Annotated in this window: 18 protein-coding genes; 13 read left to right on the top strand and 5 right to left on the bottom strand. The window is 71.4% G+C overall.

The genetic code is table 11. From position 1 onward, the window contains the following. Window positions 1–30 precede the first annotated feature (30 nt). Complete coding sequence (locus ACFYZZ_RS43835) at window positions 31–1,224, bottom strand: ParB N-terminal domain-containing protein (RefSeq protein ID WP_389189250.1); 1,194 nt, start codon at window positions 1,222–1,224, stop codon at window positions 31–33. 347 nt (window positions 1,225–1,571) lie between these two features. On the opposite strand from ACFYZZ_RS43835, the gene ACFYZZ_RS43840 reads away from it, so the two are divergent. Beyond that, window positions 1,572–2,294 carry a gamma-glutamyl-gamma-aminobutyrate hydrolase family protein gene (locus tag ACFYZZ_RS43840; protein ID WP_389189252.1) on the top strand — a complete coding sequence of 241 codons (723 nt, stop codon included), beginning with the start codon at window positions 1,572–1,574 and terminating at the stop codon, window positions 2,292–2,294. Window positions 2,295–2,478: 184 nt separating this feature from the next. On the opposite strand, the gene ACFYZZ_RS43845 is transcribed toward ACFYZZ_RS43840, so the two are convergent. Beyond that, window positions 2,479–2,877, bottom strand: coding sequence for a YdeI/OmpD-associated family protein (locus ACFYZZ_RS43845; RefSeq protein WP_389189254.1), 399 nt, complete (start codon window positions 2,875–2,877; stop codon window positions 2,479–2,481). A gap of 260 nt (window positions 2,878–3,137) precedes the next feature. Between ACFYZZ_RS43845 and ACFYZZ_RS43850 the strand changes: the two genes are divergently transcribed. Beyond that, window positions 3,138–4,679 carry an alpha/beta fold hydrolase gene (locus tag ACFYZZ_RS43850; protein ID WP_389189256.1) on the top strand — a complete coding sequence of 514 codons (1,542 nt, stop codon included), beginning with the start codon at window positions 3,138–3,140 and terminating at the stop codon, window positions 4,677–4,679. A 61-nt stretch (window positions 4,680–4,740) separates the two neighbouring features. Here ACFYZZ_RS43850 and ACFYZZ_RS43855 read toward each other — a convergent pair whose 3' ends face one another. Beyond that, on the bottom strand, window positions 4,741–5,940 hold the full coding sequence (locus ACFYZZ_RS43855; RefSeq protein ID WP_389189259.1) for an MFS transporter: 1,200 nt from the start codon (window positions 5,938–5,940) through the stop codon (window positions 4,741–4,743). A gap of 77 nt (window positions 5,941–6,017) precedes the next feature. Between ACFYZZ_RS43855 and ACFYZZ_RS43860 the strand changes: the two genes are divergently transcribed. Then, complete coding sequence (locus tag ACFYZZ_RS43860; protein ID WP_389189261.1) at window positions 6,018–7,301, top strand: ATP-grasp domain-containing protein; 1,284 nt, start codon at window positions 6,018–6,020, stop codon at window positions 7,299–7,301. 37 nt (window positions 7,302–7,338) lie between these two features. On the opposite strand, the gene ACFYZZ_RS43865 is transcribed toward ACFYZZ_RS43860, so the two are convergent. Continuing rightward, entirely contained in the window at window positions 7,339–8,136 is a 798-nt protein-coding gene (locus tag ACFYZZ_RS43865; protein WP_389189264.1) for a phytanoyl-CoA dioxygenase family protein, read from the bottom strand. 312 nt (window positions 8,137–8,448) lie between these two features. Here ACFYZZ_RS43865 and ACFYZZ_RS43870 point away from each other — a divergent pair, with 312 nt between their 5' ends. From ACFYZZ_RS43870 to ACFYZZ_RS43910, 9 genes are all read left to right on the top strand, one after another. Beyond that, window positions 8,449–9,819, top strand: a complete 1,371-nt coding sequence (locus ACFYZZ_RS43870; protein WP_389189267.1) for a formylglycine-generating enzyme family protein — start codon at window positions 8,449–8,451, stop codon at window positions 9,817–9,819. Beyond that, window positions 9,819–11,228, top strand: a complete 1,410-nt coding sequence (locus ACFYZZ_RS43875) for an MBL fold metallo-hydrolase (protein WP_389189270.1) — start codon at window positions 9,819–9,821, stop codon at window positions 11,226–11,228. The genes ACFYZZ_RS43870 and ACFYZZ_RS43875 overlap by 1 nt, the downstream gene beginning before the upstream one ends. Beyond that, window positions 11,225–12,229: an alpha/beta hydrolase-fold protein gene (locus ACFYZZ_RS43880; protein WP_389189273.1), complete on the top strand. Its 1,005-nt coding sequence runs from the start codon at window positions 11,225–11,227 to the stop codon at window positions 12,227–12,229. The genes ACFYZZ_RS43875 and ACFYZZ_RS43880 overlap by 4 nt, the downstream gene beginning before the upstream one ends. Next, window positions 12,217–14,061 (top strand): asparagine synthetase B family protein, encoded by a 1,845-nt coding sequence (locus ACFYZZ_RS43885; RefSeq protein ID WP_389189275.1) that lies wholly within the window; start codon window positions 12,217–12,219, stop codon window positions 14,059–14,061. Before ACFYZZ_RS43880 ends, ACFYZZ_RS43885 begins: the two co-directional genes overlap by 13 nt. Further along, the gene (locus ACFYZZ_RS43890; protein WP_389189278.1) at window positions 14,003–15,100 is read left to right on the top strand and encodes a hypothetical protein; all 1,098 of its coding nucleotides are present in this window, start codon (window positions 14,003–14,005) and stop codon (window positions 15,098–15,100) included. The genes ACFYZZ_RS43885 and ACFYZZ_RS43890 overlap by 59 nt, the downstream gene beginning before the upstream one ends. After that, complete coding sequence (locus ACFYZZ_RS43895) at window positions 15,097–16,500, top strand: aldehyde dehydrogenase family protein (protein WP_389189281.1); 1,404 nt, start codon at window positions 15,097–15,099, stop codon at window positions 16,498–16,500. Before ACFYZZ_RS43890 ends, ACFYZZ_RS43895 begins: the two co-directional genes overlap by 4 nt. 6 nt (window positions 16,501–16,506) lie before the next feature. Beyond that, entirely contained in the window at window positions 16,507–17,628 is a 1,122-nt protein-coding gene (locus ACFYZZ_RS43900) for a threonine aldolase family protein (RefSeq protein WP_389189284.1), read from the top strand. Further along, a complete protein-coding gene (locus tag ACFYZZ_RS43905; RefSeq protein ID WP_389189286.1) occupies window positions 17,625–18,080 on the top strand; it encodes a pyridoxamine 5'-phosphate oxidase family protein in 456 nt (151 codons plus the stop codon). The genes ACFYZZ_RS43900 and ACFYZZ_RS43905 overlap by 4 nt, the downstream gene beginning before the upstream one ends. A 135-nt stretch (window positions 18,081–18,215) precedes the next feature. Next, a complete protein-coding gene (locus ACFYZZ_RS43910) occupies window positions 18,216–19,967 on the top strand; it encodes an FAD-dependent monooxygenase (RefSeq protein ID WP_389189289.1) in 1,752 nt (583 codons plus the stop codon). A gap of 216 nt (window positions 19,968–20,183) precedes the next feature. On the opposite strand, the gene hemG is transcribed toward ACFYZZ_RS43910, so the two are convergent. Further along, window positions 20,184–21,665 (bottom strand): protoporphyrinogen oxidase, encoded by a 1,482-nt coding sequence (gene hemG, locus ACFYZZ_RS43915; RefSeq protein WP_389189292.1) that lies wholly within the window; start codon window positions 21,663–21,665, stop codon window positions 20,184–20,186. Between the two features lie 358 nt (window positions 21,666–22,023). Between hemG and ACFYZZ_RS43920 the strand changes: the two genes are divergently transcribed. Further along, complete coding sequence (locus ACFYZZ_RS43920; RefSeq protein ID WP_389189295.1) at window positions 22,024–22,752, top strand: SDR family oxidoreductase; 729 nt, start codon at window positions 22,024–22,026, stop codon at window positions 22,750–22,752. Window positions 22,753–22,831 lie beyond the last annotated feature (79 nt).

The following is a 22,831-nucleotide window of genomic DNA, read 5'->3' on the forward strand; positions in this document are numbered from 1 at the left end:
CCGCGGCACCGGTGCGTGACGGGCGCGCCCTCAGTTCACAGCAGCATGTTCCTGCTTGGTCTTGAGCCGCTCGGCGAGCAGGCTCCATTCCATGCCGATGCGCTCGACGATCGGGGCGATGACGCCGAGCCAGTGGGCCGGAACCGCGTCGATCAGCTCCCGCCAGCCGTCGTCCGGCTCGGTGGCGTGCAGCTGCATCCAGCGGAGGAACTCCCGGCCGCCCGCGGTGTAGCGGATGGCGGGATCGGCGGCCATCTTCGCCGCCACCGTCGTCCAGGCAGGAATCTCTTCGGTGCGGTTCCTGCGCTGCGGCGCGCTGTTGACGACGGGTGCCACCCGCAGCGGCACACGGGCTGCGCCACCGGAGTCCGCGCCGCCGGGAACCGTCGGGGCAGGCCGCGACGGTTCCCCGGCCAGCTGTACGGACGGCACGGGGTGGACGGATCGCAGGGGCTGCGGCGCCGCGTCGGCCGTCCGCCGGCCGCTGCACTCGGGGCTTTCGCCGCGCCGCAGCCGGGCGCTCACGTCGTGGACCGTGCCGAGCGACACGTCGGTCTCCCGGGCGACCTGACGGAGCGGGGCGTCCGGGTGCGCGGCGATGTACTCGGCGGCCCGCCGCCGGCCCTCGCCCGGACCCACCGGACGCCGCCTGCCGTCCCGGCCGATGCGCTTGCCGTCGAGCGGCGTTCCGTCACCCGACTTCTCGCGCATCGACGCGATCGTCTTCGCGCTCAGCCCGGTGATGCCGGCGACGGCACGGTCGGACCAGTCAGGGTGGGATCTCAGGACGCGCCGGGCTCCGGACACGCGGTCGGCCTTCGACAGTGGCAGTCCGTGCGAGCCGTTCGCCTTCATGGCGATGACGAGCGCCTCGGAGTTCGAACAGTCGACGAAGCGCGCCTTGATGCTGCTGTCGCCGCGCAGCCTGGCGGCCTCCAACCGGTGCAGGCCGTCGATGATGCGGTAGCCGTCGATCTGGACCAGAATGGGCGGCAGCTCCGCCGAGCCGGCCGCGTCGACGAGGAGCTGGATGTGCGCGGCGTCCGTGCCGCTCTGGCGCAGAGACACGCCCGCCGAGAGAGCGTTGACGGGGACGTCGCGGGCCGGAATCTGCTCGAAGTGCTTCAGATCGAATTCGACGCGGGCCGACGCGTCGACGCCCTCCGTCCTGACGGAGCCGAACGCGTTCGTGATCAAGATGGCCTGCGCGCTGCTCTGAGCCATTCCTTCACTTCCTCTCTGCTGCCGCTGCCGATGAGCGTCGCAGGAGGGGCTCCAGCAGCAGTCGAGGGGAGATTGACGTTCCCTGGAAATGCGCTGCAGCAGCACCGCGCTCGGTCACCTCGGTCGGAAGGAGTGCGAGGGAGATGCGCGGGGGAAAGGGGCTTCCTTCTGTGGTACCAGGAGGGCCATCCCGTTCAGTAGATGTCGGCCAGCAGGGTTCTGAACCATGGCCGCCGATTCACGCACACGGCTATTTTTCCGTGGTGACCGTCTGGAAGTGGTTGTTTCATCTGCCTACTTTCCTCAGTTGAACCCGGAAACCCGTGAAGGTGGTTATGGAATCAGTCATGAATGGTTCGGCGAGCACGGGGCCGCCGGTGATCGGGATCTGTGCGCGGACCGCGCCGGTCACGTTTCAGGGCAGCGACATGGTCGTCAGCTTCGCGCTCCAGTCCCACCTGGCCTTCCTGGCGGCGGCGGGCTGCACGCCCCTGCTGCTTCCGCTGCTGCCCGGCGTCGAGGCCGTGGCGGACCGGATCGACGGCCTGCTGATCCCGGGTGGCCCCGATCTGGATCCGGCGCTGTACGGCGAGGACCCGCACCCCGGCACGTGGGCTGCGACCCCGGACGCCGACCGCGTCGAGCTGGCGTTGATCCGGGCGGCACTCGACGCCGAGCTGCCCGTGCTGGGCATCTGTCGCGGCATGCAGCTGCTCAACGTGCTGCACGGAGGCACGCTGCACCAGCACCTGCCCGAGGTCACGGGCCACGACGGCCACCGCCCGGACACGCCGTCCTTCACCCTCGGCACCCACCCGTTGAAGCTGGAGCCGGGCAGCCGGATCGCCGGTGTCCTCGACGAGGACGCACCGCAGACGGCCTGTCACCACCACCAGGCCGTGAACCGGCTCGGCGCCGGCCTCACCGCCACCGGCTGGGCGGAGGACGGGACCGTCGAGGTCATCGAAGTCACGGATCACCCCTTCGCCGTCGGCGTGCAATGGGAAGCAGGATTCACACCCGACCAACGACTCCATCAGGCACTCGTACGCGCCGCCGGACGCCCGTGAATCGGCTGTCCGTCGAAGGCGCAGGAATTGAGAAATGCCTGCGGTAGCGCGGCAGCGGCCGGCGCACCAGCCCGCCGTGTGCGGGCTGGTGCGGCGCCGCTTCCTCGCCGTGGGCGGTCTTGGTCACCCGGGCGAACAGGTCGAGGGGATCGGCGCTCCTGCGCCGGAGTCCTGCTTCCAGGGATCAGCCCCGCAGGGTGGCTATGGCCTTCTCGATGCGCCGTTGGCGCGTCTCGGGCTTCTTCGCGCTCTCGATGGCGCGCACATGCTCACGCTTGCGGCTGTACGTGAGGTTGTTGTAGGCGGCGCGGGCGGCCGGCTCGTCGTCCAGAGCCTGGGCGAAGTCCGCGGGCTCGACGACGACGCGCGGCTCGGTGTCGAGTTCCAGCTCGACCTCGACCTCCTCGCCGATCTGCACACCCGCGGCGTGCCGGTTGGCATTGCTGAGCCCGAGCAAGTGGCGGCCGCGCAGGAGGGCGACCCGGCTCTTCCAGGAGTGCCCGTTGAGGGTGATCGTCACCGGCGGCCGCGAGCCCTCGCCGAGCGCTGCCACCACCTCGGGCGGAACTTCTAGACCCCGCATGGGCTCAGGTGGCTCGACGTAGGTCCGAAACTTCAAGATCTTCTCCTGTTCGTCCTGCCGGTTCCCGCGGATCCCGCCCGCCCGGCTCCGAATTCCTGATCGACTCCCGGGGGTTGGGGTCTTCCAGTCGGATTCTAGGGAAATCACCAGAACGAAGGTTATCGGTTCGCGCTGACTCCAGCAGGTTTTGAGTCAATATCGACTGCTGTCGGAGACCCCCTTGCCACCCTGTGAGCGCCGTGCATTCAGAAGGGGAATCCATGAAAAAGCTCGCATTGGTCACCGCGGTGATCGTGACCGGCCTGTCGGTTCCGGCCGTCACCCCCGTGGCGGTGGCCGAGGAGGCTGCCGGGCCGGCCGCTGGAACAATCGCCTGGTCGCCGTGTCCTGACACCGACCCGAACCTCGGCGCGCTGCTCAAGGGGCTGGAGTGCGGCTCGGTGGAGGTCCCGCTGGACTACGCTGAGCCCGGCGGCCAGAAGATCAAGCTGGCGCTGACCCGCGCCAAGCACACCGTCACCGACGACCAGTACAAGGGTGTCGTGCTGCTGCACCGCGGCCAGTGGCCCGGCCCGATCAGCCGCGACATGCCCACCCGGTACGCCAAGGGCACGACCGGGCTGGCGAAGGACGTCGGCGCCGCGTACGACTGGATCGGCTTCGACCCGCGCGGCGTCGGGGCCAGCGAGCCGGCGATCGTGTGCGACCCGTCCTACATCAACCCGGTGCTGCCCGACCCCGTGCCGAAGACGGCCGAGGACGAGCAGAACTCCGTGGACAGGGCCGAGGCGTACGCCAAGAGTTGTGGTGACAAGTACGGCGACGTGCTCAACCACTTCACCACCAAGGACTCCGCACGCGACCTCGACCAGATACGGATCGCGCTCGGCCAGGAGCAGATCAGCTACTACGGCATCGACTGGGGCGGCTACCTCGGCTCGGTCTACGCGACGATGTACCCGACCCGGGTGAAGCGCATGGTGCTCGACAGCGTGCCCAGCCCCAGCGGCGTGGGCTACCAGAACCAGATGGTCAAGAACATCACGTCCGAGCACAATGGCGGGCTCTTCTTCGCCTGGGTGGCCAAGTACGACTCCGTCTACCACCTGGGCACGACCGCGGACGAGGTCGAGGCGAACTACTACAAGGCCCAGGAAACCCTCCGTTCGGCGCCGGTCGACGGAAAGATCGGACCGGCCGAGTGGGCGAACGTCTTCGAGCAGGTCGTCTACCGCAGCTGGACCTGGGTGAGCCGCGCGAAGATATTCTCCGACTTCGTCGTGCGCGGTGACGCGACGGCGCTGCGGGCCGACTCCCCGACCCCGGGCTTCCCGCAGCAGAACCGCGTCGCGGTGACCAACGCGGTCAACTGCACCGACGGCCCGTGGCCGAAGAACTGGAACGTGTGGAGCGCCACCCTCGCCGGCGAGTACGCCGCCGGGAACCGCCTTCTGACCTGGAGCAACGGCTGGTACAGCGCGCCCTGCGCCTTCTGGCCGGCGCAGGCCCAGGCTCGGGCGCAGGTCGGCAACAGCAGCGTCGACATCCTGCTGGTGCAGCCGCAGTACGACGCCGCACACGGGATGTTCGGCGCCCTCGACATGCACACCCGGTTCCCCAACTCCCGTCTCGTCGTGGAGCTCGGCGGCCACAACGTCGGCTCGGCGCTGTCGGCGAACAACAACGCCTGCCTCAACACCTACGCCAGCGACTACTTCAGGGACGGCACCCGTCCCACCTCTCGGTGGGGCATCGACGCCACCTGCCAGGCGGCCACGGACCCGGTGCCGCCGACCACCTGATCCGTCGTCGACCGGGCCCCGCATGATCACCGTGCGGGGCCCGCTTTGCACTCCGTCTCGATCACGCGTTCCGCAGACGTCTTCTCCAGGCCTGCCGGGTGTTCGCGGTCGCAGCGGTGACCAGGACCGTGATGCCGGCGACCACGAAGGCCGCGGGCAGCGGGCCCGCGAGGTCGCACAGCGCGCCCATGACGAGGATGGACACCGCCACGCCCGAGGGCAGCAGCGTGGCCCGCAGCGTCACCACCGACGCAAGCTCCTCGTCGGATGCCGAGGCCAGCAGCCGGTTGTTGTAGTGGACGAACGCCATCTCGAAGAGCACCAGGAACAGCGCGTACAGCACGATCGTCGGCACCGTCCGGCCGACCGCCACCGCCGCCAGCAGGGGCACCACGGGCAGCAGCGCCCACGTGGTCGAGGGCACTTGGGCGAGGTACCGCTGGGCCGGCAGGGCGGCGAGCGAGCCGGCGAAGATGGCGACCGCCGACACCGCGACGAACACCCCCACCAGGCGGGTTCCGCCGCCCAGCACGTGGAGCGGGATCACGGTGACAGCCACCGTGTGGAAGCCCTGCCAGAACGCCACGAGGAGGAAGCGGGCGAAGAGCCTGCGCAGCACGGGGTCCTGGACGCGTAGGCGCGCGCCGGTCCTGGAACCCGCGCCGTCCTTGGCGTCGGCCGCGGCTCCCTCGGGGACCGACGGCAACGCCCAGGCGAGGAGCGCCGAGAGCGCCAGCGTGACCGCGTTCACCGCGATCAAGCCCCGCAGCGACAGGACCGACGCGGCCGGCCCCGCCAGTGCCGCCCCGACGCTGACACCGGTCAACTTGCCGATCTCGGCGACAGTATTGGCCTGGTCAAGCCGTTCTGAGGCGACTATGTTGCGCAGTACGACCGAGGTGGCCGAGCGGGTGACCGACTCGAAGAACCCGCGGGCGACCATGAGAGTGGCGGCCACCGCGAGGAGAGCCCGGTCCGGCGCCACGAGCGCTGCCGCGGTCACCGCCACGCTCGCTGCCTCGGCCAGCCGGACGAGGCCTTCCGGGGCATGCTGGCTGAGCAGCCGGTTGAGCGGAGCGGCCAGCAGCAGCGCGGGGAGCCACGGCGCGCTGAGCACGGCTCCGGCAAGCAGCCCCGACCCGGTGGTCGACCCCACGTGCGTGGACAGGGCCACGAGGACCAGAAAATTGCCACAGGTGTTGACGAACAGCAATACGGGCGTGAAATGGGGCGAGCGAATCCTCGCGATATAAGATGTCATCAGCTTTTCCTCCAGGACCGGAGGATGGCAGAGCTGAACGGATTTCGGCGAGTGATGGGCCTGTCTATGTTGAACTCATGACAGCAGACAATCAGAGCAACCCGTGCATCGTGATGGTCGACGCCTACGCCGCGGCCCGTTCGCTCGTCCTGGAATTCCTGAAGCAAGGATGTTCCGTCGTCCGCGTGCAGAGCACGCGTGATGTGCCGTTCGTATACCTCACGGCGCCCTACGTCCCGGACGACTTCATTGCCAACATCATCCATGAAGGAGACCTGGCGGCCACGGCCGACGCCGTCGCGGCATTCTCTCCGATCGCGGTGATCTCGGGCGGCGAGGTGGGGGTGGAGCTCGCGGACCTGCTCGCACAGCGACTCGACCTGCCCGGCAACGGCACCGCCCTCAGCGCCGCGCGGCGCGACAAGCACCTCATGGTCGAGACCGTGCGCGCCGCCGGGCTCCGCGCGACCCGTCAGCTGTGGGCCACCGATGCGGACGAGCTCGCCGCCTGGCACCGCGAGCTCGGCGGCCGCGTCGTCCTCAAGCCGCCGCGGAGCGCCGGCAGCCAGGGGGTCTCCTTCTGCGACTCCCCGGAGGAGTCCGTCGCGGCGTTCCTGTCCCTCGCCCCCGCCGACGACGTCTTCTCCCAGCCCAACAACGGGGCCGTAGCGCAGGAGTACCTTCCGGGCACCGAGTACATGGTCAACACCGTCAGCCGCGACGGCCGCCATCACCTCTGCGACGTCTGGCGGACCACCCGCGTCAGCGCCAACGGCGTCGTCGACCTCTGCGACGCCCTCCTGCTGATCGATTCGGGGGAGCGGGTCGTGGAGTCCCTCAGGGAGTACGCGTTCCAGGTCCTGGACGCCCTCGGTATCCAGCATGGCCCGGCCCACGTGGAGATCAGGATGACCCCCGCCGGGCCGTGCCTGGTGGAGGTCGGTGCCCGGATAGCCGGCGGCGGCATCCCGGCCAGTGCCGGCCTCGGCATCGGCGAGTCGCAGCTGGAGTGGACGGTCGACGCGTACCTGCGTCCCGAGCGGTTCCACGCCCGCGCCGGAACCCCGTACGAGGTGCGGAAGTTCTGCGCGATCGTCGGCATGGTCTCGCCTGTGGAGGGCGTGCTCAGCGAGTACCGGGGCATCGAGGAGATCGAGGTGCTGGAGAGCTTCCGCACCCTGGTGAGCCTGGTGAAGCCCGGTCAGGAGATCCGCCGGACGGTCGACGACCTCACCTACCCGGTCATCGTGACGCTGCTGCACGACCTCGAAGAGGTCGTGCAGCGCGACCTCAACACGATCCGCCACCTCGACGGCACCGCGTTCTACGTCCTCGACCGCGGGACAACACCTGAGTCCTGAGCTCAACGTTCGACTGAGGATCCGCCGCGGTCGAACGTCACGCGGGAACCGCTGCCGGCTCCCACCGCGTCCAGGACGGGCGCGGCACCTTGTAGACGAAGCTGACGGCGGTACGGGGCTCCGTCGCCGTCGTGTTGGGCGCCGAGCGGTGCACCACCAGGCCGTCGAACATGACGGCCGAACCGGGTTCGAGGGGCACGGCGACCGGTTCGGCCGTACGGGGCAGGTGCGCGTCCGCGATGTGCGGCTCGACCGCCTTCTGCAGTGGCGCTTCGCCCGGCAGCCGCTCGCGGTCCCCGCTGTGCGGGAACAGCCCGAGCACGTGGGAACCGGGGACGAACTCGAGGCAGCCGTTGCGCGTGGTCGCCGGTTCGAGCGCGATCCAGATCGTCACGATGCTGTGCTCCTCGGCGCCGAAGCCGGGCGGCGCGAAGGCGATGTCCTGGTGCCAGGGCTTGGCCGAGCCCACGACGGGCGGCTTGGCCCACAGGAAGGCGTTGACCAACTCGCCCGGGGCGCCGACGCCCCGGGCGACCGGACCGTCGGCCAGGCCCAGCGAGCGCTGCACGGCGTCGAACTCCGGGACGTGCTCATGGATGCGGTCGGCCGACCGGAGCACCCCTTTGAGGGCACCGGTCCCCTGCTGCCAGGCCGCCCATCCGCCGACGCCGGGCGCCTCGAGGACGAACTCCCCACTGGAAGCCGTGCGGTCGGCGGCGAGCTCCTCGATCCGGCCGACCGCGCGCCGGAGCCGGGCGAGCGCGTCGCCGGTCGCGAGCCCCGAGAGCCGTGTGAACCCGTTCTCCCGTATGTCTCGGGAAGCGGTGTCAACCATTCTTTCCTCCCTCTCTGAGCGTCAAGATCGCTGAACTTACCCGCAGGCTATTGAAGAATGCTCTTTTCCTTGTTCACCGTTGCGGCACCTTCCGGGGCCTGCGTTAGTGTTTGAGTCGTGAGGCCGGCAGGCCACACAAATACCAACCCGAATCCCGTGTCCAGAAGGGAGTGGAAAATGAGCGACCGTGACTTCATCGAGACCCGTGACGCCAAGCAGGAGTGCTCCAAGTGGTAATCCGCTGAGCCGCGAATTAGCCGCCCGTACGGAAGGCATTCCGTACGGGCGGCTCGTCGTCCGAGAGAGGTAGAGATGGTAGGCAATCAGGTTTCAGAAGTCATCGACCTTCCCGCTGACCTGCTGGCGATCGACGACTCCACGGACGCCCGCTACTGGGCGTCGGTGCAGCGCGTCGTCGACCTGGCCGAGGAGAAGGGCCGGGCCGCCGACGGGATACCCCTGCTGGCGAGCCTCGTGGTCGCCCACCCCGAGTGGCCGGTGCGCGCCGGCGCGGTGCGGCTGCTGGCCGCGCACCACGCGGGCGACCCCGCCGCGGACACCGCCGTGGCCGCCGCGACGCACGACACGGTCGACTGGGTCGCGTTCACCGCGCTCAAGGTCATCACGGAGCACCGGATCGCCGCCGCCGTGCCCGACCTCATCCGCATCTCCGGATGGCCCAGCAACTTCACCCGCCCCGACTGGGCGCGCAAGCCCGTCGGTTGCGGCGCGGCGCTCACCAAGCGCGCCCTGATCGCCATCTTCGGCACCCGCGACCCCGCCGAACTCCGCCGTCTGGAAGACGAGTACTTCACGGACATGCGGGCCCGCGTCGATGCCGTCCGCACGCGCCCCCGGCGCAACGACGACGTCGTCCTCGTGCCGGCCGGTCCGGCGATCATCGGTGCGGACGAGCAGCCCGACGCGTTCCGCATGGCGCAGGACGACACCACGCTGCGCGCAGTGGACGTGCCGGCCTTCTTCATCGACCGCACCACCGTGACCAACGCCCGGTACCGCGAGTTCCTCGAAGAGGTGGGCGACTCCGGCGAGTTCGACCACCCCGACCAGCCGCTCGGCGGATCGCACCGCCCCGCCCACTGGCACGACCCACGCTTCAACGCGCCCGAGCTGCCGGTCGTGGGCATCGACTGGTACGACGCCTACGCCTTCGCGAAGTGGGCCGGCGGCGCGCTGCCCAGCGAGGTCGAGTGGGAGAAGGCCGCGCGCGGCGTGGACGGCCGCCGCTTCCCGTGGGGCGAGGACTGGGACCCCGACCGGGTGAACTACGTCGAGCGGTCGTTCGGCCAGGCCGTGGCCGACCTCGACTCCCTCGAAGCGCTCCTCGTCACCATCGAGCAGGGGGAGAACCCCGCCGTCCCGGTGCTGGCGGCGGACGCCCTCCCGGAGGGCGCCAGCCCCTACGGCGTCCTGCAGATGTCGGGCAACGTCTGGGAGCTGACCCGGACCAACTTCTACACCGGCGAGGACATGGACCCCTTCTTCCGGGGACGCCACCCGCTGGACTTCATGAACCGCAAGGAAGCCTTCCACGTGCTGCGCGGCGGCACCTTCACCTCGCCGCCCGCCTGCCTGACGACGTTCTACCGCGGCAAGGACCTGATCACCGACCGCCACATGGAGGTCGGCTTCCGCTGCGTGTACGAGGGGAACAACAGCTGATGCGCCTGACCTCGCTCGGCCACGCCGCCGTCCTCATCGAGACGGGGACGGAGCGGATCCTCTTCGACCCGTGGCTCACCCAGCGCCTGGACCGCTTCTGGGAGCACCACCCGCCGCTGCCCGACGACCTGGTCCGCGCGGTGCTCGACGAAGGCGTCGACTACGTGGTCCTCAGCCACCACCACTACGACCACCACCACTTCCCCTCCCTGCTCCGCCTGGTCGACGGCGCCGACGTGGACTTCGACGACAGCCCGCGCCAGAGCTCCGAGGTCACCTGCGTCTACCCCGCCGGACCGGTGCCGCCGACGCTGACCGCCTCGGGCCTGGGGCACCAGGCGATCTCCTGGACGCTGCGCCGCTTCGGCTTCGAGCGCCTGCGCCCGGTCACGCCGGGCGACACGCTCACCACCCCGGGCGGGACGGTCCTGCGGACGTTCCCCTCGGCGGTGTCGTTCCCCGAGATGAGCGTGCTGGTGCAGACCGCCGACGCGACTGTCATGCTGTGCGGCGACGCGCTCCTCCACGACGACACCGTCGCGGCCTTCGAGCGCGAGGACGCGCCCCGGGTCGACGCCGTGTTCGTCCCCGCGCACAGCATCTCGCCGCCCGGCGTGCTCACCGAGCGCCGCCCGCTGACCGACTCCGACACGGTCTGCGCACGCGCCGTCGCGAACTTCGACCGGTACATCGCCTCGATCCCCGCAACCGTGACCGTGCCCTCCTCGTTCGGCTGGCGCATCAGCGGCGACGGCGAGCGCGACTACTCCTGGTGCAACCAGACGATGTTCCCCTTCACCCCGGTCCAGGCCCTGCACCGCCTGGACGAGCTGGGCCGCGACGGCCTGCTGTGGGGCCCCGGCCAGGTCATGGAGGTGGCGCACGGCAAGGCCGCCCTGGTCGACGGGCCGGTTGCGCCCGACGGGTACGACTTCGACGAGGTCTACTCCGCGATCACGCTCGACCCGGCCACGCCCGTGCCGCCGTTCGACGCCTCCCTGGACCGGTACGGCCGCCAGACCCGAAGCACCGAGGACATGCTCCGCGAGCTGCTGGACCGGCTCGTGGCGACCGACTACTGGTACCGGGCGCTGGACGACGGCGCCGGACGGCACGTCGTCTCGCTGTACGAGGACGACGGCATCGAGACCGCCTTCCTGCTCGACCCAGTCGCGGACCGGGTGACCCGGCTGGGCACGGGCCCCGCCCGCAGCCACGTCACCGGCGCGGAGGGCTGGACCGAGATGGCGGCGAGCACGCTGGAGGCCATGCTCGGCGCCGACCTCCTGATCGGCAGCTCCTACGGCCTGTGGGCCAGCAACGGCGTGCTGCTCTCAGCGGTCTTCCACCACCCGTCCTTCTACACGCGCCACGTGGAGCGCGCGCTCCAGGAGGCGAGCGAGGCATGAGCGACCTGGTCGTGCTAGAGCACGAGAGCACCTGCCTGCGCGGCAACCCGCTCGGCGACCCCTCCCGGCGCCGCATCGAGGTGCACCTGCCGCCCGGGTACGACGGCGTCCGGCGGTTCCCGGTCGTGTACTGGCTGCCCGGGTTCGGCGCCAACCCCAGCCTCGCCGGCAAGGCGCTCGCCTTCGGCGCGTCCGTCGCCGACCGCCTCCACGAGGCGATGACGGACGGCCGCGTGCCGCCCGCCCTGCTCGTCGTGCCCGACTGCACGACCGCCTACGGCGGCTCGCAGTACATCGACTCCGCCGTCTTTGGCCCGTACGCCGGCTTCCTCGCCGAGGTCGTCGCCGAGGTCGACCGGCGGTTCGCGACCCGGCCGGAGCCGGCGTGGCGCGCCGTCGGAGGCAAGTCCAGCGGCGGCTACGGCGCGCTCGTGGCGGGCATGACCTCCGACCTGTTCGGGGCGGTGGTCGCCTGCTCGCCCGACGCCGGGTTCGAGCACAGCTACCTGCCGCTGCTGCCCCGTACGCTCGACACCGTCAGGGCGGCCGGCGGCGTCGACGCGCTGCTGGCCCGCCGCGACAGCGGCCCGCACGACGTCCCCTTCATGGTCGCGATGAGCATCATCGCGATGGGCATGTGCTACGCCGACGACCCCAGGACCACCGCGTCGGACGCGCTGCCGTGCGACCCCGTGACGGGCCTGTTCCGCGACGAGGTGTGGCAGCGCTGGCTCACCCACGACCCGGTGCGGATGCTCCCCGCGTACGCCGACCGGCTCGCCGGACTCGGCCTGCTGCACCTCAGCGTCGGCGAGCGCGACGAGTACGGCATGCACTGGGGCGCCCGCGCGCTGCACGCGGCCCTCGACGCGCACCGGGTGCCCCACCTCTACCGGGAGCACGAGGGCGGGCACGCGGGCATCGAGTACGTCTACGCCGAGGCTCTGGCGGGGCTGTGGAAGGTGTGGCGGGAACCGGAGGGTGACGCATGTGCGGCATAGCGGGCTTCATCAGCTTCGAGGGGCGGCGCGATCCCGACTGGATGGACGCGCTCGGCAGGACCATGACCGGTGCCATGGCGCACCGCGGCGAGGAGGCCTGCGCCCCGTACGTCTCGCCCTGCGGCACCGTCATGCTGTGCGCGACGCGGCTGGCCGTGCGCGACCGCAGCCACGCCGGCGACCAGCCGATGACCGACCCCAGCGGCCGGATCGTGCTGGTGCACAACGGCGAGGTCTACGGCTCCCGTTCGCCGGCGCCGCCGCTGTGGCCGCGCCGCACCACCTGTGACACCGAGTTCGTGCTCCAGCAGGTCTGCCGCGAGCCCGACCCGGCCGCCGCGCTGGAGCCGCTGGACGGCATGTTCGCGCTCGCCTGGTACGACACGTGGACCGGACGGGTGGTGCTGGCCCGCGACCACTTCGGCGTGAAGCCGCTGTTCTACGCCCACGTCGACGGCGGCCTGCTGTTCGCCTCGGAGCAGGGGGTGCTGCTCAGCACCGGCCTGGTCACCCCCGAGGTGGACCGCGAGGAGTTCCTGCTGCGCTCCTGGATCCGGATGGACGCCGCGGACGACCGCACCTGGCTGCGCGGCATCGAGACCCTGCCGCCCGCCCAGTACCTCGTCATCGACCGGCCCCGCGCGACCAAGCACCGCTACTGGCATCCCGTGGCGGTGGACCACCCGATCGAGCCCGAGGAGATCAGGGCCGCCTTCGACCGGGCGATCGAGCAGCGGTCCGTGTCCGACCTGCCCCGGGCGGCGGTGCTCAGCGGCGGCGTCGACAGCACGGCGATCGTCGCGGGCCTGACCGGCCTGGGGCTGCCCGTCGACGCGTACGTCATGCGCTACCAGGACGGCGTCGGCGGCTCGGGCGACGACGTCGCGTACGCCACCGAGGCCGCCGAGCACCTGGGCGTACCGCTGACCGTCCTCGACCTCGACCGCACCGCCGCCGCCGACCTGCTGCCGGTCCTGCCCACCCGGCTGATGCGGCCGCTGCTGCACGGCGCCGAGCTGGCGATGCACCACCTCTACGGGGCCATCGCCGCCGACCGGAACGTGGTCGTCTACTCGGGACACGGAGCCGACGAGTTCTGGGGGTACCAGGCCGGCCGGTACTTCCCCGTCGTCGACCCCTACGCGCCCACGTTCATCCACGGGCGCCACTACCTGACGCACAGCCTCCACGCCGACGAACGCCCCGTCTGGGCCCGGCTCGTCCAGTGGATGGCGCACGAGCTCGACGTCGACATGAAGACGGTGACCGACCAGGTGTGGGAACGCACCATGGCCGAGTACCGGGCGCTCAAGACGGCATCGCCGCTCAAGCGCGGCCGGCACCACCTGATGAAGCGCTTCCTGGTCTACGTCAACGACATGGTGGACGCCACGTCGTCGACCTTCACCCTGGAGGACCGGCCCGTCTTCCAGGACGTCACCCTCACTGAGCTGGCCTTCCGCTGCCCCGAGCACCTGAAGGACACCAACAAGCCCGGCACCCACAAGGGGCTGCTGAAGGCCGCGCTCGCCGACCTGCTGCCCGAATCGGTGCAGCTCCGCCGCAAGCAGGGCTTCCCGACCCCCACCGACCCCGGCTACGTCCGCCGGCTGACCGACCTGGCAGACGGGCTCGGCACCCCCTTCGGGCTGCCGCAGCTGCCGGCCGAGCTCCGCGCCGAGCTGGGCGTCGGCGAATGGATGTTCCTTGCCTCAAGCTCCGCCTGGCTCGACCACCTCGCGGAGCTCCGAACCGACCCGACGAGGAGTCACGGTGAGCAGTCCCGTCCCCCACTGGCGCTGGCACATCCTGGACAGCGCGGCCGATCTTGACGCCGTACCGCCGGTGATCACGGAGGAGCTCGCCCAGGACTGGTGCAACTTCGTGGTGTGGCGGCCGTCCGAACTGCCCGAGGGCTGCGACACCAGCACCGGCACGATCCGGCGCGAGGCGCCCCCCGGCCGCGTCGAAGCCGAGGGCCGCAGCCCGTGGAGCGACGCCAACCCGGCCGGCTACCGCACCGAGATCTCCGGCGGCGGACGGCGGCTGCGGCTGAAGCAGTTCCTGTACGACTGGGCGTTCCCCGCCGCGGACCACCCGTGCCTGTGGGGCAGCGAGACCCGGCCGTACGAGATCGGCGAGGGCCGGGTCGTCTGGCTCGGCACCGACTACATGGGCCACCGGGCCGGCAGCGCCCGCATGGCGCGCACCACGGTCGAGCTCTCGGTGCTGGAGGGGGAGTTCACCGACGACGAGCTCGTCGCGTTCTTCGCCGCGCTGCGGCCGGCCGTGCCGGAGGCGGTGCCGCGGGTGCTGGCCACCCCGTTCGCCGAGCTGAGCTACTGGGCCCGGCAGCCGGCCGAGATGGTGTCGGTGCCCACCGGCGTCTTCTCCTTCCACCGGCGCGAGCGCGAGCACGAGGGCGACTGGGTCGCGTCCGGGGAGCTCACCGCCTTCCTCACCGGGCAGGGGGTGCCGGTGTCGGTCGGCGGATACCGCGCCGACAGCGCCGCGACGTTCGGCGACGGCGCCGCCGTCCGCGAGCTGGACGTCGTCTACGCCTCGGCCTCCGGCGGCGAGCTGCGCCTGACGGCGCAGCGCACCGGAGGCGGCCGCCTGGCGTTCCCGCCGGAGCGGGACAAGCACCCCGCCACCGACGAGCTCCTGGACCTCGGCGGCCGCCCGGTGCACCTGGGCTACTCGGACCCCGAGTTCGGAGCCTGCGACGCCTGGTGGCAGCACCCCGACGGGTACGAGCTGCGGCTGCTGGGCAGCGCGGGTACAGGCCTGGGGCGGGACGCCTTTCTCGCCCTGGTCGCCGAGCTCGACGCCGGCCTGCGGCTGGGCGGTCGCGCAGGGACGCTGGGATGACCGTGGTGGGACGCCCGATCCTCGACCCCGCCACCGGGCGCGCCTTCGCCCACGTGCCGGACACGTCCGGGCCCGGCGTCGGCGACGCCGTGGCCCGGGCGGCGAAGGCGTTCCACGGGGGCTGGGCCGACACCTCCCCGGCCCACCGCTCCGGCCGCCTGCGCGAGCTCGCCGACCTGCTGCGCGACGACCGTGACGCGTTCGCGGCCCTGGAGCAGCGCAACGCGGGCAAGCCCACGGCACGCGCTCTCGGAGAGGTCGAATTCGCCGCCCAGGTGATCGACTGGTTCGCGGCGGCGGCCCGGTACCCGGTGGGCGAGACCCATCCGGCCGGCCCCGGCATGCGCACGTACACCGACCGCGTGCCGGTCGGGGTGTGCGCGGCCATCGCCCCGAACAACTACCCGCTCCTGCTGGCCGTCTGGAAGATCGCCGCGGCGCTCGCGTACGGCAACACCATCGTCGTCAAGCCGGCGCCCGAGACGCCGCTGTCGACCCGCCGGCTGGTCGAGAGCGCCGCCGAGGTGCTCCCCGAAGGCGTGCTCACCGCCGTCTACGGCGGGGCCGACACGGGCCGGCTGCTGTGCGACCACCCGGCCGTCGGCATGGTCTCCTTCACCGGCTCGACGGCGGCGGGGCGCGAGGTCGCGCGACGCTGCGCGGACGGCCTCAAGCCCGTCTCACTGGAGCTCGGCGGCAAGAGCCCCGTCGTCGTCTTCCGCGACGCCGACCTCGACGAAGCCGCCCGCGCGGTCGTCACGGGCTTCACCGGCAACACCGGCCAGGTGTGCGTGGCCGGGACGCGCCTGATCGTCGATCGGGCCGTGCACGCCGAGTTCGTCGGCCGCGTGGCCGAACTGGCCGCCGCCCTCCGCGTCGGCCTGCCGGAGGACCCCGCCACCGACCTCGGCCCGCTGATCAGCCGGGCGGCCGTCGACCGCGCGGCCGCGGTGGTCGACGAGGCGGAGACCCGGGGGGCGAAGGCCCTCGTGCCGCCCGGCCGTTCCGGTATCCGCCACGAACTCGGCGGCGGCTTCTTCGTCAACCCGGTCATCCTGGACGGCCCGCCGTCCGACAGCCGCGCCTGGCGCGAGGAGATCTTCGCCCCCGTGCTGTCGGTGGCGGCGTTCGACACCGACGCCGAGGCCCTGGCCCTCGCCCACGACACGGCGTACGGCCTGTCGGCATCCGTGTGGACCTCGGACGCCCACCGGGTCGAGCGCTTCAGCCGGGCCCTGCGCGCCGGCATGGTGTGGGTCAACACCTGGGGTGACACCGAGGAGACGGTCAGCGTCTCGGGTCTCGGCCAGTCCGGATACGGCCGTGAGCTGGGCATCCACGCGGTGGAGGGCTACACCAGGCCCCGCGCCGTCTGGGTGGCCCACCGGGCGCAGGGGTAGGCCGCGATGACGCGGACCGACTTCCCCCGGCTCGACTTCCGCAGCGACACCCGTACCGTGCCGGATGCGCGGATGCGCGCGGCGATGACCGCGGCCGAGGTCGGGGACGACGTGTACGGGGACGACCCCACGGTCGCGCTCCTCGAAGCGCGGGTGGCCGAGCTGCTCGGCACCGAGGCCGCGCTGCTCACGCCCACCAGCACCATGGCGAACCTGCTCGCCCCGCTCGCCGCGGCCGGCTCCCCGGGACCGGCCGCGACGCGGCTGCTCGTCGGCGAAGACACCCACATGGCCTTGCTCGAATCGGACGGGCTGCGCCGCTTCGCCGGGGTCGAGCTGCTGACGGTGGTGCAGCGCCCCGACGGCCTGCCCGACCTCGGCGCCGTGGACGCGCTGCTCGCCACCGGGGGCGGCCGGCCCACCGTGGTCTGCCTCGAGAACACGAGCATGATGCGCTCCGGCAATGCCCTCGACGCCGCGGCGACCCGCGCCTTGGCCGACCTGGCCCACCGGTACGGCGCCCACGTCCACCTCGACGGTGCCCGGCTCGCGAACGCGGCCGTGGCGCTCGGGGTCCGCCCCGCGGAACTGGCGGAGCCCGCGGACAGCGTCGCCTTCTCGGTCTCCAAGGGGCTCGGCGCGCCGGTCGGCGGGCTGCTGTGCGGGACGCACGCGTACGTCGCACGCGCCCGCGAACTGAGGGCCGCGCTGGGCGGCTCCATGCACCAGGCGGGCGTCGTCGCGGCGCCCGCCCTCGTCGCGCTGGAGCGCCTGCCCGACCTGGCGGCCGACCACGCCACGGCCGCCGCGCTCGCCGCCGGTTTCGGGACGGTGCCCGGCGTCGAGCTGATGCGCCCGCCGCGGCCGACCAACATGGTCATGGCACGGCTTGCCGGGCTGAGCCCGGAGGAATGCGCCGGCCGCCTCGCCGCCCACGGGGTGCGTGTCCTGGCCCTGCCCAACGGCTTCGTGCGCTTCGCTGTCCACCGGGCACACGACATGATCGGTGTGCGTGCGGCCGTCAGGGCGCTGGCGGCCGTCGCGGCCACCGCGCCGGTGGCCCGTACGACGACCGGAGGAGACCTCCTCGGACGGGGACTCTCCACGACATGGACGGAGGAAGCATGACTGCTGTGCCAGCGCGTGGGCTCGAAGAACGGCTGGAGGACACTCGCAAGAGGCTGGAGAACGACGTCGATCTCTGGGTCGCTTCGGCGGGTGGCTCGGGCGGTGCCTACCTCATCCCACTCTCGTTCTTCTGGGACGGGACCGCCTTCCTCGTCTCGACTCCGCGTGCTTCCGTCACCGGCCGCAACCTGCTGGCAGACGGCCGGGTGCGCGTCGCCCTCGGTCCGACGCGCGACGTCGTGATCGTCGACGGCGCCGCGGAGCCGGTGGACGTCGCCGAGGTCGGCGAGGAGACGGCCGACGCCTTCGCCGCCAAGACCGGGTTCGACCCGCGCGAACTCGACCAGCCCTACCAGTACTTCCGCATACGGCCCCTGCGCATCCAGGCCTGGCGGGAGGCCAACGAGCTGGCCGGACGCACGCTGATGAGCGACGGCGTCTGGCTCGGCTGAGCACCTGCACGCAGTCGGCCGGTCACCCGTGTGACCGGCCGGCGGCTTTCCGGAGTCCAGTCGTTCTTGACCAGGGTTGCGGATGACGTTGTCAGGCTGTGCGGGAAAAGCCATCTGAATTCTGGAAGGGCGAACATGACGTCAACCGAGGTTCCGGTCCTGATCGTGGGCGGCGGCGGGTGTGGCCTGTCCGCCTCCGTGTTCCTCTCCGACCAGGGCGTCGACCACCTGCTGGTGGAGCGGCATGCGGACACGTCGAGGGTGCCGAAGGCGCACTACCTCAATCAGCGCACGATGGAGATCTTCCGCCAGCACGGGATCCGCGACGACGTCCTCGCGGAGGCCGCGCCGCTGGACAAGTTCGGCAAGGTGCGCTGGGCGACCACGTTCGCTGGTGACGGGCCGCTGGACGCTCGCCAGATCCATGAGATGGACGCCTTCGGCGGTGGCGAACTGACGGAGCGCTACGCGGCCGCCGGGCCTGAACTCCCCTCGAAGCTGCCGCAGATGTGGCTGGAGCCGATCCTGCGTCGTCACGCGGAGCAGCGCAATCCGGGGCGGATCCTCTTCAGCCACGAGGTGACCGACTTCTCCGACGAGGGCGACCACGTCGTCGCCGAGGTGCGCAACGTCGAGACCGGCGAGATCACCACGGTCAAGGCGCAGTACCTCCTCGGCGCCGACGGCGGCCGCTTCGTCGGCTCCAAGGTCGGCATCGAGTTGCAGGGCCCGCCCAGCAACGTCAACACCACGACCGTGTACTTCTCCGCGGACCTGTCGCAGTGGTGGGAGGAGGGCACGCTCATCACGCACTACCTCAGCCCGGAGGACCCCGACCTCTCCGTCAACCTCATCGAGATGGGTCCGAGCTGGGGCAAGGACTGCGAGCAGTGGGGCCTGCACATGGCCCCCGGCCCGGCCGGCCGCTGGGACGCGGAGACGGTGGTCCCCCGCATCCGTGAAGTGCTGAAGGTGCCGGACCTGGAAGTGACCGTGCACAAGGTCACGGACTGGATCGTGAACGCCATCCTCGCCGACCGCTACCGGGTCGGCCGGGTGCTGATAGCCGGCGACGCCGCGCACAAGCAGCCGCCCGCCGTGGGCCTCGGCCTCAACACCGGTATCCAGGACGCGCACAACCTCGCGTGGAAGCTGGCCGCCGTGCTGAACGGCAGCGCGCCCGACAGCCTGATCGACACCTACGAGGCCGAGCGCCGGCCCATCGGCCGTGAGAACGTCGACTGGGCGGTCTCCGCCGCTCAGCACCACCAGGTGGTCATCGACGCCATCGGCGGCGGCCACAACATCCCGGCGGGGCGCCGCGGGCAGCGTCTGGCGGCCTACTTCGACCCGTCCCCGCTCGGCGACACCGTCCGGGCGCGCGCCCTGGAGGTGTTCCACACGCACCGCGGCGGCTGCCAGTCGTTCGACATGGAGATCGGCTTCGCCTACGAGGACGGCGCGGTCATCTCCGACGGCACCGAGCGGCCGGCTCGCGTCCCCATGCGCGACGAGCACACGCCCACGTCGCGCCCCGGCCACCGGCTGCCGCACGCCTGGATCACCCGGGACGGCGAGCGCCTGTCCACCCTCGACCTCACGGGCAGGACCGGTTTCACGCTGATCACCGGCCCCGAGGGGACGGCGTGGTGCGAGGCGGCCGCGCGCGTGGCGGAGAAGTTCTCCGTCCCGGTCAACGCGGTCCGCATCGGCGACGGCGCCGAGTACGCCGACGTGGACGGCGGGTGGGAGGCCGTCCGGCAGATCACCGGTGCCGGCGCGCTCCTGGTCCGCCCCGACCAGCACGTGGCCTGGCGCAGCACCGGCGCCGGCGAGGACGCGGAGCAGGCGCTGGCAGAGGTCTTCGCCACGATCCTGGACCGCTGATCCGACCAGAGATCCGACCAGAGATCCGACCAGAGATCCGACCAGAGATCCGATCACTGATCGGATCTTCTGGTTTTCGCGACGAAGACCACCGGTTCCGCGACGGGGACCAGGCAGGACGAGAAGGGGCCGTGCCCGATCGGGCACGGCCCCTTCTCTGTGCCCGCAACGGCAGCCGTTCCGGGCGGGCTTCCTCATCACTGCAGTGGATCAGGATCAGACTCCGACCGCGACCGAGGAGGCGGCGGCCGCCTTCTTCACGAAGGGGAGGATCTGGTCGACGGCCCTGCGCGAGGTCATCATGCAGACACCGACGCCCACGCCGTCGTACGCCGCACCGCACACCGCGAGTCCGGGCTGGGTCGCCACGGCCTCACGGATCTGCCGCACCCGGTCCACGTGGCCGACGGTGTACTGCGGCAGGCCGCTCTCCCAGCGGCTCACCCGGGACGCCACCGGGACACCGGTCACGCCGGTGGCCTCGGCGAGCTCGGCCGTCGCCAACGCGACCAGGTCGGCGTCGTCGCGCTGGAGCAGGTGCTCCTCGCCGAACCGTCCGAGCGCGCAGCGCACGATCTCCACCTCGCCCGCCAGGTGCGGCCACTTCACCGTGGTGAACGTGACCTCCTTGACGGCCTTCCCCTCCTCCGCCGGCACGCGGTAGGCGGCGTAACCGCGGCCCGAGAGCCCGCCGGGGAACGCCGTCTTCGGGTAGGCGAGCGTCACCATGGCCACGCTGGAGTACGGGACCTCGGAGAGCGCCGAGACGGCGGGGGCCGTACCGGGGACCCCGGAGAGCAGGCTGCTCGTCGGGCCGGCCGGGGTGGCGATGATGACCGCGTCGGCCTCGACGACCTCCGCGTCGGCGCCCGACCCGACGGTCACCCGCCAGCCGTCACCGCTGCGCGTCAGGTCCCGGACCTGGGTCCCGGTGCGCAGGGCCGTGTCCGGGGCGGCGTCCAGCACCTGCTGGATGATCGCCGCGGGCAGCGTGCCGAAGCCGCCCTCGAGGGTGGCCACGCTGATCGGCGGGGGCTTCTCGCCCTCCCGCAGATGCGGCACCAGCGAGCCGGCCGCGTCCGCGAGCGAGATGTGGTCGCGGGACGCCCGCGCCAGCGGGGTCAGGGTGGCTTCGAAGGACAGCTCCGCGGCACGTCCGGCGAACACACCGGCGAGGAACGGCTCGACGAGTCGGTCCACGACCTCCTGGCCGAACCGCCCGCCGACGAAGGACGCGACCGAGACGTCCCCCTCCAGGTCGAACGAGGGCAGCACGAGGTCCTGCCGCGCCCGCTCCAGACCCTCGGCGGACAGCACCCCGGACCGGGCGAGGTCGTCCATGTCACAGGGCACACCCATGAACTGGCGGTCGGGCTGGTGCTTGATCGCGCCCCCGGTCCAGATCGCCGACGCGGTGACGGGGCCCGCCGACACGATCTGCTCGCCGAGCCCCGCCTCCTTGATCAGGCCCGTGGTCTTCTTGCGGTTGGCGTACAGCGACTCGGCGCCCTCGTCGACCGCGACCCCCGCCACGTCGGAGACCAGCAGCTTTCCGCCCAGCCGGGACGAGCCCTCAAGGAGCGTCACGCGCACCGGCTCGTTCCGCAGGTGGAACGCCGCCGCCAGTCCCGAGATCCCGCCACCGACGATGACCACGTGGGGCTTACCGCTCGCCTGAGCCTGTTCGCTCCCAGTCATTCCACAGCTCCTTCATGGTTACGGCGTTGTAGGGCCCGTACGGGCGACGACGGTCGGCGCCGACACAGGCGTGGGCAGTCTGGCCGGGCGGCCCGGAACCCGGGTGGAGGGCGCCTAGAAGGCGGGACCGTCTTTCGCAATTGCGCGCCGGTCGGCCGTTCAACAGCGGACTTTCGGCGTTTGAACAGGGCGTCTCGACGGCACCATGGGAGGCGCCCAGGCGTTTGCGTCTCATACCGTGAACGTATTAATTCATTCCTCGAAAACCGGGCGCACGACGTTCCGCTCGCCGCCTCTTGATATCCGCCGAAGTGGCGTTTTGGGGGCAGTGGAACCCGGACCTCACGAAAGGAAAGACGTGCCGTTCGAGAAGGTCGCGCTCATCACGGGCGCCAACAAGGGCATCGGATTCGCCATCGCGCGGCAACTCGGCGAACAGGGGATCACCGTTCTCGTCGGCGCCCGGGACGAGGTGCTCGGCAAGCAGGCCGCCGACGCGCTGGCGGACGACGGCGTCACGGCCGTGCCGCTCCGGATCGACGTGACGGACCCGGCCTCCGTGGAGGAGGCCGCTCGCGAGATCGAGCGGCGGTTCGGGCGCCTGGACATCCTGGTGAACAACGCAGGCATTGCGGGCGGCTTCACCGGCACGCCCAGTGAGGCGACCGCCGCCGACCTGCGGGAGGTCTACGAGACCAATGTGTTCGGGGTGGTCACCGTGACCCACGTGATGCTGCCGCTGCTGCGCCGCTCCCCGGCCGGCCGCATCGTCAACCTGTCCAGCCACGTGGGCTCGTTGACCCTGGCCTCGGCTCCGGGCGGCCCTCTGGCGGGCCTCAGCATGATCGCCTACCAGTCCTCGAAGACAGCCCTGAACGCGGTGACGCTCGCGTACGCGAAGGAGCTGCGGGAGACCCCGATCAAGGTCAACGCGGCGCTCCCCGGAGTGGTGGCGACCGACATCAACCACCACCGCGGGCACCGGTCACCCGCCGAGGGCGCGGCGATCGCCGTCCGGCTCGCCACGCTGGACGAGGCCGGCCCGTCGGGCCAGTGCCTGGCGGACGACGGCCCCGTTCCGTGGTAGCCCGGAGCGTCACCACGCAGGGGCGCCTCGGACCATCACGGCTCGGGAACTCGTCGCATGCGTCAACCGGCTGCTGCAG

It is taken from the genome of Streptomyces sp. NPDC001816 (assembly GCF_042892235.1).
Classification (GTDB): domain Bacteria; phylum Actinomycetota; class Actinomycetes; order Streptomycetales; family Streptomycetaceae; genus Streptomyces.